The 12,928-nt window shown below is 59.0% G+C and carries 16 protein-coding genes and 1 tRNA gene; 9 read left to right on the forward strand and 8 right to left on the reverse strand.

Annotation, left to right across the window (positions count from 1 at the left end):
* Positions 1–393: 393 nt before the first annotated feature.
* Together GQE99_RS14670 and GQE99_RS14675 are read right to left on the reverse strand one after the other, a co-directional pair.
* Positions 394–1,344 carry a hypothetical protein gene (locus GQE99_RS14670; RefSeq protein WP_161352396.1) on the reverse strand — a complete coding sequence of 317 codons (951 nt, stop codon included), beginning with the start codon at positions 1,342–1,344 and terminating at the stop codon, positions 394–396.
* 3 nt (positions 1,345–1,347) lie between these two features.
* Positions 1,348–2,268: a restriction endonuclease gene (locus tag GQE99_RS14675; protein ID WP_161352397.1), complete on the reverse strand. Its 921-nt coding sequence runs from the start codon at positions 2,266–2,268 to the stop codon at positions 1,348–1,350.
* Between the two features lie 779 nt (positions 2,269–3,047).
* Between GQE99_RS14675 and GQE99_RS14680 the strand changes: the two genes are divergently transcribed.
* Both GQE99_RS14680 and GQE99_RS14685 read left to right on the forward strand, forming a co-directional pair.
* Positions 3,048–3,647: a hypothetical protein gene (locus GQE99_RS14680; protein ID WP_161352398.1), complete on the forward strand. Its 600-nt coding sequence runs from the start codon at positions 3,048–3,050 to the stop codon at positions 3,645–3,647.
* A gap of 194 nt (positions 3,648–3,841) precedes the next feature.
* The gene (locus GQE99_RS14685) at positions 3,842–4,273 is read left to right on the forward strand and encodes a hypothetical protein (protein ID WP_161352399.1); all 432 of its coding nucleotides are present in this window, start codon (positions 3,842–3,844) and stop codon (positions 4,271–4,273) included.
* 180 nt (positions 4,274–4,453) lie between these two features.
* Here the strand turns inward: GQE99_RS14685 and GQE99_RS21975 are convergent, their stop codons facing one another.
* Both GQE99_RS21975 and GQE99_RS14695 read right to left on the reverse strand, forming a co-directional pair.
* On the reverse strand, positions 4,454–4,906 hold the full coding sequence (locus GQE99_RS21975) for a thermonuclease family protein (RefSeq protein WP_407943799.1): 453 nt from the start codon (positions 4,904–4,906) through the stop codon (positions 4,454–4,456).
* Between the two features lie 484 nt (positions 4,907–5,390).
* Positions 5,391–5,753 carry an H-NS histone family protein gene (locus GQE99_RS14695; RefSeq protein ID WP_161352401.1) on the reverse strand — a complete coding sequence of 121 codons (363 nt, stop codon included), beginning with the start codon at positions 5,751–5,753 and terminating at the stop codon, positions 5,391–5,393.
* A 209-nt stretch (positions 5,754–5,962) separates the two neighbouring features.
* Here GQE99_RS14695 and GQE99_RS14700 point away from each other — a divergent pair, with 209 nt between their 5' ends.
* Positions 5,963–6,862 carry an HNH endonuclease gene (locus tag GQE99_RS14700; protein WP_161352402.1) on the forward strand — a complete coding sequence of 300 codons (900 nt, stop codon included), beginning with the start codon at positions 5,963–5,965 and terminating at the stop codon, positions 6,860–6,862.
* Between the two features lie 147 nt (positions 6,863–7,009).
* Here the strand turns inward: GQE99_RS14700 and GQE99_RS21740 are convergent, their stop codons facing one another.
* From GQE99_RS21740 to GQE99_RS14715, 4 genes are all read right to left on the reverse strand, one after another.
* Positions 7,010–7,195, reverse strand: coding sequence for a chorismate-binding protein (locus tag GQE99_RS21740; RefSeq protein WP_268892746.1), 186 nt, complete (start codon positions 7,193–7,195; stop codon positions 7,010–7,012).
* Positions 7,196–7,308: 113 nt separating this feature from the next.
* Positions 7,309–7,764, reverse strand: coding sequence for a chorismate-binding protein (locus tag GQE99_RS21745; protein WP_268892751.1), 456 nt, complete (start codon positions 7,762–7,764; stop codon positions 7,309–7,311).
* A 191-nt stretch (positions 7,765–7,955) separates the two neighbouring features.
* Positions 7,956–9,140, reverse strand: coding sequence for a tyrosine-type recombinase/integrase (locus tag GQE99_RS14710; RefSeq protein WP_161352403.1), 1,185 nt, complete (start codon positions 9,138–9,140; stop codon positions 7,956–7,958).
* Between the two features lie 162 nt (positions 9,141–9,302).
* Positions 9,303–9,376: transfer RNA gene (locus GQE99_RS14715), tRNA-Gly, on the reverse strand.
* Positions 9,377–9,653: 277 nt separating this feature from the next.
* Here GQE99_RS14715 and rplB point away from each other — a divergent pair.
* From rplB to GQE99_RS14745, 6 genes are all read left to right on the forward strand, one after another.
* Positions 9,654–10,496, forward strand: a complete 843-nt coding sequence (gene rplB / locus GQE99_RS14720) for a 50S ribosomal protein L2 (RefSeq protein ID WP_161352404.1) — start codon at positions 9,654–9,656, stop codon at positions 10,494–10,496.
* A gap of 3 nt (positions 10,497–10,499) precedes the next feature.
* The gene (rpsS, locus tag GQE99_RS14725; protein ID WP_161352405.1) at positions 10,500–10,778 is read left to right on the forward strand and encodes a 30S ribosomal protein S19; all 279 of its coding nucleotides are present in this window, start codon (positions 10,500–10,502) and stop codon (positions 10,776–10,778) included.
* Between the two features lie 3 nt (positions 10,779–10,781).
* The gene (rplV, locus tag GQE99_RS14730) at positions 10,782–11,162 is read left to right on the forward strand and encodes a 50S ribosomal protein L22 (RefSeq protein WP_161352406.1); all 381 of its coding nucleotides are present in this window, start codon (positions 10,782–10,784) and stop codon (positions 11,160–11,162) included.
* Positions 11,162–11,869: a 30S ribosomal protein S3 gene (rpsC, locus tag GQE99_RS14735; RefSeq protein WP_161352407.1), complete on the forward strand. Its 708-nt coding sequence runs from the start codon at positions 11,162–11,164 to the stop codon at positions 11,867–11,869. Before rplV ends, rpsC begins: the two co-directional genes overlap by 1 nt.
* A 12-nt stretch (positions 11,870–11,881) precedes the next feature.
* The gene (gene rplP, locus GQE99_RS14740; RefSeq protein ID WP_161352408.1) at positions 11,882–12,295 is read left to right on the forward strand and encodes a 50S ribosomal protein L16; all 414 of its coding nucleotides are present in this window, start codon (positions 11,882–11,884) and stop codon (positions 12,293–12,295) included.
* Positions 12,296–12,411: 116 nt separating this feature from the next.
* The gene (locus GQE99_RS14745; RefSeq protein ID WP_161352409.1) at positions 12,412–12,897 is read left to right on the forward strand and encodes a RidA family protein; all 486 of its coding nucleotides are present in this window, start codon (positions 12,412–12,414) and stop codon (positions 12,895–12,897) included.
* Positions 12,898–12,928: the final 31 nt, after the last annotated feature.

The following is a 12,928-nucleotide window of genomic DNA, read 5'->3' on the forward strand; positions in this document are numbered from 1 at the left end:
GCCTCGCAGGTGCCGGACCTACTACCCTGGAACTGGCAACCCCTGGAACTCCGACAAGCCGCCTAACCGCGGCCCACGCCGGATGCTTACCTGAAACCGGACATTCTCTGCGACGCTTTCGATTGACCGCAAAGGGCGGGAAGCGGTCATTCTCTGAAACTGCGAGCCATCAAAACCGAAGCCGTGGAAGCCGACATTCAAGCAACCCCTAAATTGGGCTTCACTCTGCAGCGTCGCATGATCTCTTACCAGCCCAAGTGACCGATACCGGATCTTTGATGAATGGCCACTTTGGCGTCTAGATTAATCGGGCACCGACGTTCACCAATTGGTCGGTTGGACGCCCTACACATCCACGCAGAACCACCTTTTCAGGCCAAGATTGGGTCGCCCTCATGGTCCCAATGACGCGATTGCCGCTTTCACCAAGTCGTAGATCGCGCTGACGCCAACTCCGCTCACGACGACTGCTGCAATGCTCCGGTGGATGAACGCCCCCAATCGGCTTCGTTTGTAATATTCCATCGGTGGAAACAGCCACCGGGCATACTGAAATAGGAACCTTGCGAATAGCAACGACAACAGCAACCCGTAGATGCCAAGGATGACATTAAGGAAGATTGTCTGCTGTTCAAGCCAACCGCTGACAGGGGCCGCATACTTGTAGAATAGCCAAATCACCGCAGGCAGGAACGCGAGATAGATGATGTAGTCATAGGCTCCCGAACCGTGGATGATTGGGCGGGTCGCCTTCCGTTTTCTGAAGAAGTCGTCGATCTTCTGGGCGGTTGAGATTACCCAATCCTCGTCTCGCCCGGCGACATTTATCACACTGCGGTTCTCGGTCGGATTGGATGGCAACGTCTGCAAGTCGATCTTCAATGAAGGCTTCTCGAAGCAGAGGAATACTTCGACGGTATTCAAGGGCTGGAGGTTGATTGCTCGCTCGACATATGCGGCGTTTGATGCGAACAGCGACTGCAAGTCGTCCGGGAAAGCTCTTTCGTCAGTCTTCGGAATGCCAAGCCCCTGCATTGAGTCGCCATTGCCGGCGACATAGTTGTACTCGATGGGTATGAGTTCATTCACGCGCGCCTTTGCCTGCTCCGGGCTATCAAAGGTGCTGAGGTCAAGTTTACTATACTCGATCTCCTTGGCTTTTTCGTTCGCCTCGACGAGGAGTTCGCAGAACTCTTTCAAATCCTCCGCCGACAGTACGAGGTTGGTTGGATTGAGGTCGCGTCGATACAGCGGCACACGGATCGGCTGGTCTGCAGGCAACGATGCCTGCTGTGGCACCTGCTCATCAACGACCTCAGGCAGTGTCTCTTCGCTATCGTTCATCTGTCAGTCAGCCGCCTCGTCGAAGTAACCCTCGTCAATCTGCTTAATATGCAGAACGTCCTTGTCCCGGCACCCGATATTGTACTTGATCATCAGCTTAGCGAGTTGTGGGCCGTCGATAAGCACGATCCGAGATCCCAAATCCTTGGCTGTCTGTTCAGCTGAGCCCGTGAAGTGCGAAGTGGTCACGAAGATACCCTTCGTTGCCTTCTTGATGCTCAAAGCGCCGTAGAAGTCGCGAATATCGCCTGGCCCAACGCTGTTCGCGGGACCGTAACGCTTCGCTTGAAGATAGATTTGGTCAACGCCAAGTGGGTCTTGGTCAATGACCCCGTCCACGCCGTTGTCGCCCGATTGGCCGAGCGCACGCCCTGCGTCCTCCGACGTGCCTCCGTATCCCATCGCGATAAGTAGGTCCACAATCAAGTTCTCGAAGAAAAGAGGAGACGCCGACCGCACATAGTCGAGCAGGTTGGCGGCAAGGGCCGCCTCCAATTTCTTATGCGCCGCCTGCAAATTTTCGTCGGGTGTATTGGCGGGGATTTCGCTTTCTACCTGCGCGGCTGTTCCTTCGTCACTCTCTTTGCCGCGTGATTTGAATTCCTGAAATTCGTCGAATTTCTCCAGATATTTGGAGTCTAGAGAAATAGTCGGGTCGTCCAATACCGACATCCCGCGGTCTGTTAACTCATACCACCCGCGCCGGATGTTTCGCACCAAGCCCGCTTGCTTCATATACGAGCGTGCCCAATGAACACGGTTTGCAATTGTCGTCTGCCTTCCGCTCGGTAGCATTTTTTGGCGCTCTTCTTCGCTCAATTCGAGGCGATCTGAAATCTCTTCGACCACGTCGGAAATTTTCCGTGGCTCATTTCGAGCGCACTCTAATACTGGGCGCATAAGCGACTGGTAGTCAGGGATCATAAGGGCTCACCTACAAATTCTTTGTGCGCATCTTAGGGCGGCAAGCGCCGCGCATAAACCTCCGATGTGCGGAGCGGCACGTAAAACAACCCGATCTGCACCTGCTTTCCGGTTTCAATCCGTGAGCTTGACCGATTATTGCTATTGCCAACGCATTCTCCGGAGGCCTCAGTCTAGACGCTGGCCATACCCTCGAATCGAAGGGCGGCTTCGACCGGCCGCAACGCTGCATCCAGGGCATCGATCGAAAGACCGGTTTGGGCCGGGAGCCGTTTTAATCGCTTTGGGCGAAAGATCCGACGTTCGTTGCGGCGACCACGAACGGCAGCGAGGCGCGGAAATCCTACATCTGAGCGTTAGATTCCAACCAGCGGAGCATGCAAACACTCTCTACAGGCTCGAGTAGTCTATCTTACACTTTGTTTTAGCGTGTATAGAAATCAACAGAACAAGCTCCATTTGAGGTCAATTCGCTGGCTGTGCTTCCGCTCCGCTCGTTGGGAGGAGTGGAGCCCGATACATGAGGACCGCTAGTATTCTAGCATCCAAAATACGGTAAGCAATGAAACCTATCGGCGATGGGCCACACGGCTCGAATGCTGGAAAGAAAAAATTTCATAAATTTGGTTGTGGTGCGATTGCGCAGGCTGGAAAAGTTGTCTCCTACTGGCCGCACCAGTGCTAGCCTCGGTGCCGCTTTCACTGGAAGCAAAGCTTGACATGGACGGTGGCTTCCGAAGAAGCTCTTATCATTTCGTACTTTTTGCCTTGGAGATCTTATGCGCGCCGTTTTCCTAGGGGTTCTGGCAGTGGGCGCTTCATTGCCGGGCCTCGCGCCAGCCCAGCCCACCGAACTTGTTCAAGACCTCACGACCAAGTTTTTTGAAGCCTGTAATGATGCTGTTGCTGCCCCCAAGACCTATCTGGCCGAGGCGCGCGCTGCTTTAGGGTCGGGCACGGTCGAAGTTACCGAAGATCCGAGCGGCACTGTCGTGTTCGTGCGAAAGACCGATCCGCCCGGTGAAATCGGAATCCGCTTCGGCCAGATTGCAGCAGACAGGATGCGCATCTTTTGCCAGGTCGCGCATTTCAATGATGCGGCACTGCTCGATGCTGCGGCTACCGAGGATGCCTTCAACAAGGTCATCGAAGCGGATGATCGGTTGAAGGCCGTGGGGGGCGCATCCGGCATGAAGAGCTTGCTCGCTGGAGGCGCCAGCCAGACCGGGATGATGGTGAAACAAATCGCTCAGTTATATAACCATGTGGTCGTCGGATGGTCGCAGAGCGACTTGCTAGCGCAGGTCGCAATTCAGACAAATATGTATGAAATCTATGCCGAAACAACCGTAGACGAAAATCTATCGCAGGTAGAGTGACATTGCATCTGTTTCGAAAATGGGAGATTTTTTAAATGACGTCCCCGCGCCCACTCCTAAGACTACTCGGCTCCGCATGTTTTCTAGTCTCCGGCACGGTTGGTGCAAACGCCCAAGGGCAAGACGCGATTTCGAGCCTGATAGAACAATTTGAAAGCAACTGCGGTGTAGTCTTGTCCGCTCCGGAAAAATACTTGGACGACCGCATTTCTGCCGGGGACATGAGTCCGACCGCCGTGGGGGTGAGCGACGATAAGTCCGTCTATACCGTCGTATCGATGGAAATGACTCAGATGTTCGCCATAAATGTCGCTGCGATCGAAGACCGAACCTACGTCTACTGTTACTTTGGGACCTTTGCGGAGGGTCCGACAACCGATATTGAGGCCCTCAACCGAGCTACTGTTGCGGCTCTGGAAAACGAGATTGGGCCAATCGCTGTAGGTGGCCAGCTCACGGTGTCGGGTTTGTTCTTGAATAGCGGCGGCACGGATAAGACCATCTTCGAATACCATCTGCCGGATTGGCCCATACCCGGTGAAATCGTCACCGTCGAAGTCGCACCGGTGGGAGTTCGCATGGACGTTAGCAGGGTATTGCCCAGGCCCCTTACTCCAAGCGACTAGTGGCAAACGTTCATCGCTCATGTGCGCGAAATGCGCATGGCAGGCGTTGGATCATAGGAAAATGCTACGTGACGCCACGAAGGGCCGGTTCGGGGAAGCTGCGCCACATAGATGGCGTGCCGCGCGAAGGTCCGGAATGGGCCGGAAACGGACGAAACGAGCCGCTGGACGATTGCAGCCTCAGCAATACGGGGCCTGCGTGATGTATCTCCGTGCCTCTTGCGTCTCGAGTGACCGATAGCGCCCGCCCGAGTACCGCGCGCAGTCCAGGGCATTCCCACTTGCGATGACAAATGCGGCGACGTCTACCGAACCAACAAAGCAACTTCCGATGTATCGATCGTAACTCTTCTCACCGTTGAGACGGCGCGTCACCACCTGTCCCCTAGTGACATCTCGTAGGGCGCGCGTGGCGGCAGCAAATCGCGGCTGTCCCCGCTCCGGGGCATCGATCCCATTGAGGCGTACCTTGATACGTCCGAGCCACAATGTGTCGCCGTCAACCACTTGGACCCGTCCTTTGATCTCCCGGGGCTGTGCGTCGACCGGGGATACTGTCGTGATACCGAATAGGGCGACGACGGAAAGTAAAGATGCTATGTGCCACCGTCGGCTTTGAGGTCGCGTCTTCATTACCCAGCAGCCTTCATTGAACCTGAAGCTGGCCAGGCGAGCTCAGTATGATCTGAGGTTTGCCGTTGTAGAGAGATATTTCCCCGGTAATTGCGACGTTTCGCCCCTGGAGGTCCAAAACACCGGGAAAGGCACTGGGTCCGGTTTCTGAAGATGACGGCGTAGAAGACATGGTTTGGAAACCGTCCGCCGAAGTTAATGAAGGTCGTGCCACCATTGCTCCGCGACACTTGGCTCACCACCCCAGCCACCGTGACGTAGTCTCCAACATATCGCGAGGCGTCCCGGGGCGTAATCGTCTCTGCCTGGGCGCTCACCGCAAGCGTTAGAGCAAACCCGATCGCGGTTAACCATTTCACTATGAACTGCACTCTTGGTCCTTTCAAAGAAGCCTGTCGTGTCGAACCAATACGTCCACACGGACCGGAGGGCACGCCCAGCGTAGGGCCGCCCTTCGCACAAGACTAGGTGGGTTGGCTGAGACTTAGCTCGCCGGCGGCTGCTCATTTTTTTTGATTTCGATATCCTCAAGCGTGCCGCCTGCCTCGAGATGCGCCTCAACCCACTTCGGCTTGCGGCCCCGTCCCGTCCAGGTTTGTTCAGGCGCATTCGGGTTGGCGAATTTTGGTGCGACCTTCGTGCGCGCGTCCTTTTTCTTGGGCGCGCGTTTGGCCGGTTTCACGTCAGACAGGTCCTCGAGCGAATACCCCATAGCCTTTGCCGCTTTCTCAGCAGCGAGCCTTGCGGCCTTCTTTTCTTCCTCTTCAACACGCGAAAGCGCCTTGTCGATATCTACCTTGAGCTTCTCCAGCTCCTTACGATTCATTTTCTTGAGGTTTGGCTTCATATCACGATCCCTAAATGTTCGAGGTGAGACTAGCGAAAACAGAAGTCATAACAAGACCTTCGGAGAAATAGGTGGGAAGGTCCTGCCACGTCCGCGGGTTTTGGTTTCTATTAGCGGTGTGTCAGACGTTGTCTGGGCCGGCATCTATTGCCATTCATGGTCGAGCAATTACCCTCTGGCCCATATTTGTTCGTCTAAGGATTTCCAGCATGGCGCGTTATTGGTGGGTCAACCAAAACCAAACCTACAAAGCAGAAGTTGGTGGCGGCTATATGTGGTCGCCGAAGACAAACAAGGACGGCGGCTTTAGCCAGTTCTATCACAACATGACGCAGACCCGTCCTGGGGATTTCGTGTTCTCGTTTGCGGATACGCTCATTAAGGCGGTGGGTGTGGTGGAAGCACCGGCGCAGTCCGCGGAGAAGCCGCAAGAGTTCGGAAAGGCTGGCGAGGCGTGGGACGCGGACGGTTGGCTGGTACAGGTAGAGTACGAGGAGCTCGTAAGCCCAATTCGGCCCAAGGACCACATGGGTCTATTGGCGCCGCTCCTTCCCGAGAAATACTCTCCCATCCGCGCCGACGGTGACGGCAACCAGGTCTACTTGGCCGAGATCTCTGAAGGCATGGGCCAAGCTCTGTTGTCGCTCATCGGCCGCCAGCTGGAGATGACGATCGGGGACGGCCAAGAGCGGGAAATCCGAAATCGGACCGATATCGGTACGACGGAGAAGTACCAGCTGGCAAAGTCACGTGTGGGGCAGGGGCAGTACCGCAAGAACCTCGAGCGCCATGAGGCGGGGTGCCGCATCACCGGGATCACGGACGGGCGGTTTCTCACGGCGAGCCACATCAAGCCTTGGGCGCAGAGCAGCGACTACGAGAAACTCGACGGCAACAATGGTCTCTTGCTCTCCCCGCACGTCGATCGGTTGTTCGACCGAGGGTACATCTCTTTTGAGGACGGCGGCACCCTGTTGCTGAGCCCTTCGCTCCCCAAGGAGGTGGCCGATGCATGGGGGTTGGCGGCTGGCATAGAGCCAAAGCCGCTCACCCAGCGCCAAGCGGTCTATATGGCATATCATCGGACCGAGATCTTCCAGCAAAGCTGACAGCGGTTCGCACTGCGCCAGGAGGTGGCCATGCAGGCTCAGGTCCGCTTGTCGGCTCGCAGTGTTGCCCGCCGCCAGCGCCATTTCGTTTTGCCCAGGTAGGTGGCGCAGTGCGAACGTCCGCGGGAGGATAGCCGTCGCATCTCATCAGGATCGCACTTCCTCGAAGTCTCCCATCTTCTGTGCCACCCCGCCAGCGAAGCGCGCCTTGAGCAGGCACTCTTCGTATTCCGCGCGCGCTTCGGAATCGTAGACGATGCCGCCACCAACATTGAGCACTGCTTCGCCGCCTTCGTGCAGGGTGATGGTGCGGATGGCCACGTTGAAGCGCATCCGGCCTGAGGGGGCGAGATAGCCGATCGCGCCGCAATGGGCGTCGCGTGGGCTCTCCTAAAGCCGCGAAGGATCTGCATGGCCCGTATCTTCGGAGCGCCGGTGATCGAGCCTCAAGGAAAGAGAGGCTTGATGATCTCGGCGAACCCCACGCCACGCACCAGATTGGCCCGGATGCGGCTGACCAGCTGATGCACCGTCGGGTAGCTTTCCAGTCGAAAGAGCTCGGGCACCTGCAGCGTGCCCAGCTCGCAGATGCGGGAGATATCGTTGCGCAGGAGATCGACGATCATCAGGTTCTTCGCCTGGCACTTGGTATCCTGGCGCAGCGCCTCGGCGAGCCGAGCATCCTCTAGCGGCGTGCCGCCGCGGCGGATGGTGCCCTTCATTGGCTGCGTCTCGATCCGGCCGGTATCGTCGACATCGAAGAAGAGCTCCGGTGAGCGCGACAGGATGACGGGGCCACCCAGGTCGACGAGCGCCGCGTAGCGGACGGGGTGCCGAGCGGTCATGGCATCGAAGAGCGCCGCGGGTGACCCCTGCCACCGGGCGGTGATCGGAAAGGTCAGGTTCGCCTGGTAGCAATCCCCGGCGCAGAGGTGCCGGTGTACCTGTTAGGAGCGCGGCGTATGAGCCTCGTAGGACCAAACGGGGTCAAAAGCCGTGAGCGCCGCGTCGGACGTCTGAGCTGTCGTGACCGGGCGCTCCCGCGGCGCGTCGAAGCGAGAGCCCGTTATCTGCAAGACTTGAATTTGGCTGGTTATTTCTTCGTTTGCCTCTCAGCCAACTCGTCCAGCATGTCCGCATACGTCTGCATCATTTTGGTTCGCCCTGCGATGTGTTCCGACTTGTCGTAAGCAGCGCGCACAGCGTTTGTCTCGGCGTGGGCCAACTGTCGCTCGATCCAGTCCTTGTTGAAGCCAGCTTCGTTCAAGAGCGTCGAGGCCGTCTTGCGGAACCCATGCGCAACCATTTCCTCTTTCGAGTATCCCAGACGTCGCAGGGCGGCGTTCAATGTGTTGTTGCTTAGGGGCCGGTGGGTCGCATGCAGGCTTGATAGAACGTGCTTATTGCGGCCGGAGATGGGCAGCACCTCGCGCAGAAAGCTTTCCACCTGGACGCTCATCGGTACGACATGGGGGCGCGGGAGTTTCATACGTTCCCCTGGAATGTTGATTTGCCGGCTTTCCCAGTCGATATCCGCCCAGCGCAATCCGGTCACCTCTCCGGGCCGCAAAAAGGTATAGGCGCAGAGCTTGAGGCCGACCCGCGTGGTGGGGTCGCCCGGGTAGTCTCGAATGGCACGGATCAGGCCGCCGACCTCTTCAGGGGCCACGATGGCCGGATAGCCTTTCGACTGAACGCCGACCAACGCTCCGATCAGTGCGGCAGACGGATCGACCTCCGCGCGGTCGGTGGCAACGGCATACCGGAAAACGCGGCTGCAGGCTGATCGTGTACCGGCGGCCGTCACATGCTTTCCTTCTGCTTCAATTCCTCTCAACATGGCCAGAACGTCAGATGCTTTGATGTCTCGAACGGGTTTGGACCCGAAAGCTTTGTCCGCTCGTGAAAGCTGCGACTCCAGCTTGGCGATTGTCTTCGGAGCTCGGTCGCGGTCCCTCTGAAGCTGAACATACTCACTGGCGACATCCCGCCAAGTTGCACCTTGCGGTGCTTCCGCGGTTCTGCGTTCCGCCATCGGGTCAAGGCCACTTGCGAGGGTCGCCCGGGCGACGCCTTTCGCGAGGCGCGCCGCTTTCAACGAGACGTCCGGATACTTTCCGAGAGCGAGGGTCTTCTGTTTTCCCTGAAAACGGTAGGCGAGGCGCCAAAGCTTCGATCCGGTCGGTTGGATGTGAAGTTGCAGGCCTTCCCCATCACTCAATTTTCTGAGTTTGGGACCGGGCTGAGCGGCTTTCACGGCGGCGTCGGTGAGAGGCATGTGTTGGTATCGCAGATTCGTCTGTTGGTACTCAGGAGGAGCATACCAACAAAAAGCTTGTGGTGCTAACCCTTACCAGAAAGAGCGCCGGAAGTGCGGGAGTCAACCAGCCTTGAAAATAGAGCGCTATTTCACACTGCTGCATCCCGTTGCATGTTGGAGTGGAGCGGGTAGCGGGAATCGAACCCGCACCAAGAGCTTGGAAGGCTCGTGTGATACCATTTCACCATACCCGCCCGATGAAGGTTGCCTATGACAAGGTCGCGGCGCGGTCAAGGTCCATGCGCGGCCGCGCGGGACGGCGAGGTGAAAGGGTGGCGCGCGCCACTGGACAGGTACCTCCAACACCGCTATAGAGCGCCAGTCCGCGACCCCGGGATTCGTTCCGGGGTCTTTGACATATTGAATTCGGGCACCTCCGGGGGCCTACATCCCGGCCTGAGGACCAAGGTCCGATCGGCCGATAACAGACAGGCGGGGGAACCCGCCGCAAAGCAACGGAAGACAGAAAGCATGGCACTCAAGTCGTACAAGCCGACGACGCCGGGCCAGCGTGGGCTGGTTCTGATCGACCGTTCGGAGCTTTGGAAAGGACGTCCCGTCAAGTCCCTCACCGAGGGTCTGACGAAGTCGGGCGGCCGGAACAACACCGGACGGATCACCTCTCGCCGCCGCGGTGGTGGCGCGAAGCGTCTCTACCGTATCGTCGATTTCAAGCGCAGCAAGGTCGACGTCCAGGCTGTTGTGGAACGGATCGAATACGACCCGAACCGGACCGCCTTCATCGCCCTGATCGCCTACGAAGACGGCGAAAAGGCCTACATCCTCGCGCCGCAGCGTCTCGCCGTCGGCGACAAGATCGTTTCGGGCACCAAGGTCGACATCAAGCCGGGCAACGCGATGCCGTTCGCCGGCATGCCGATCGGCACGATCGTCCACAACATCGAGCTCAAGCCGGGCAAGGGCGGCCAGATCGCGCGCGCCGCGGGCACCTACGCCCAGTTCGTCGGTCGTGACGGTGGCTACGCGCAGATCCGCCTGTCGTCGGGCGAGCTTCGCATGGTGCGCCAGGAATGCATGGCGACGGTTGGCGCGGTGTCGAACCCCGACAACTCGAACCAGAATCTCGGCAAGGCCGGCCGCATGCGCCACAAGGGCAAGCGCCCTGCCGTCCGCGGTGTCGCGATGAACCCGATCGATCACCCGCACGGTGGTGGTGAGGGCCGCACCTCCGGTGGCCGCACCCCGGTTACGCCGTGGGGCAAGGACACCAAGGGCAAGCGCACCCGCAACAAGAACAAGGCGTCGCAGAAGCTGATCATCCGCTCGCGTCACGCCAAGAAGAAAGGCCGCTAAGATATGGCACGTTCTGTCTGGAAAGGGCCTTTTGTCGACTCTTACGTCCTCAAGAAGGCTGAAAAGGCTCGCGAGTCGGGCCGCAACGAAGTCATCAAGATCTGGTCGCGCCGCTCGACGATCCTGCCCCAGTTCGTGGGCCTGACGTTCGGCGTCTACAACGGCCACAAGCACATCCCCGTGCTGGTTACCGAGGAAATGATCGGCCAGAAGTTCGGTGAATACTCGCCGACGCGGACCTACTACGGTCATGCTGCCGACAAAAAAGCGAAGCGGAAGTAAGTCATGGGCAAGGAAAAGAACCCCCGCCGCGTGGCCGAGAACGAAGCGATGGCGAAAACCCGCATGCTTCGCACCAGCCCGCAGAAACTGAACCTCGTGGCCGCGATGATCCGTGGCAAGAAGGTGGACAAGGCTCTGTCCGATCTCACCTTCTCGAAGAAGCGGATCGCGCTCGACGTGAAGAAATGCCTTCAGTCGGCCATCGCGAACGCCGAGAACAACCACAACCTCGACGTCGACGAGCTCGTCGTCGCCGAAGCGTTCGTGGGCAAGAACCTTGTGATGAAGCGCGGTCGTCCGCGTGCCCGTGGCCGCTTTGGCCGCATCAACAAGCCGTTCTCGGAACTCACCATCAAGGTGCGTCAAGTTGAGGAGCAAGCCTAATGGGTCAGAAAGTCAATCCGATCGGCATGCGCCTCCAGGTCAACCGCACCTGGGATAGCCGCTGGTACGCCGACACCGCGGATTACGGTGATCTTCTTCTGGAAGACGTCGCCATCCGTGATTTCATCAAGAAAGAGTGCAAGCAGGCCGGCGTCAGCCGTGTGATCATCGAGCGTCCGCACAAGAAGTGCCGCGTCACGATCCACACCGCGCGTCCGGGCGTCATCATCGGCAAGAAAGGCGCGGACATCGAAGTGCTCCGCAAGAAGCTCGCCAAGATGACCGACAGCGAACTGCACCTCAACATCGTCGAAGTGCGCAAGCCCGAGCTCGACGCCCAGCTGGTCGCTGAATCCATCGCCCAGCAGCTCGAGCGTCGTGTGTCGTTCCGCCGTGCCATGAAGCGCGCGGCCCAGAACGCCATGCGCATGGGCGCCCAGGGCATCCGCATCAACTGCGCGGGTCGTCTGGGCGGTGCTGAAATCGCGCGGACCGAATGGCTGCGCGAGGGCCGCGTGCCCCTGCACACCCTGCGGGCCGATATCGATTACGCGCTGGCCGAAGCCGAAACGCCCTATGGCATCATCGGCATCAAGGTCTGGATCTTCAAAGGCGAGATCATGGAGCATGATCCCGCTGCGCGTGATCGCAAGCAACAAGAGCTCCAGGACGGTCCGGCCCCGCGTGGCGCCGGTGGCCGCCGCTAAGGAGGAACTGATATGCTGCAACCGAAGCGCACGAAATTCCGCAAGATGCACAAGGGCCGGATCAAGGGCCAGGCCAAGGGTGGCTCTGACCTGAACTTCGGCACCTACGGCCTCAAGGCGCTCGAACCGGAACGCGTCACCGCGCGCCAGATCGAAGCCGCCCGTCGTGCCATGACGCGCCACATGAAGCGTCAGGGCCGCGTCTGGATCCGCATCTTCCCGGACGTCCCCGTGTCGGCCAAGCCGATCGAGGTTCGGATGGGTAAAGGTAAGGGTTCGGTCGACCGCTGGGCCGCCAAGGTCAAGCCGGGCCGCGTCATGTTCGAGATCGACGGTGTGTCGGAAGACATCGCCCGCGAGGCCCTGCGCCTGGCCGCGATGAAGCTGCCGATCAAGACCCGCACCGTGGTCCGCGAGGACTGGTGAGGGTGGTGGGTTAACACCCACCCTACGAAATCGGAGAGCCCCCGGCGTGAAGACGTCGGGGGTTTTTCTATGCCGGTTCGCTGCGAAGGATTATCCTGAATGGTGGAGAATATGGCATGACGACACCGGAAGACCACCTGACGGCGCTGGGGATCACCCTGCCGCCGCCCGGCATTAAGCCGCCCGGCGTGGAGCTGCCATTCACCTTCGTAAACGTCCGAGGCAGACGCGCGTTCTTCTCGGGACACCCGCGCAACGACATGAACGGGCGCGTCGACGGGCCGTTTGGCCGTTTGGGCGATGGCATCACAATCGAGGAGGGCTACGCCGCCGCGCGGGGCGTGGCTCTGTCCGTGTTCGCGAACCTGAAGGCCGAATTCGGCGACTTGTCCCGTATTGAAGGATGGGGCCGCGTGTTCGGGATGGTCACATCCACGCCGGACTTCACGGACCAGCACCTTGTCGTTAACGGGTTCAGCGACCTCGTCATATCCGTCTTCGGCCCGGAGGTCGGCCGACATGCCCGCTCGGTTGTCGGTGTCGTCGCCCTGCCAATGGGGTTCGCGATGGAGATCGAGGGCGAGGTGATCCTGAAATCCTAGGATCACCAACGCCGGGGGGGGGCGGCCAGTG

The organism is Maritimibacter harenae (assembly GCF_009882975.1).
Taxonomy (GTDB): domain Bacteria; phylum Pseudomonadota; class Alphaproteobacteria; order Rhodobacterales; family Rhodobacteraceae; genus Maritimibacter; species Maritimibacter harenae.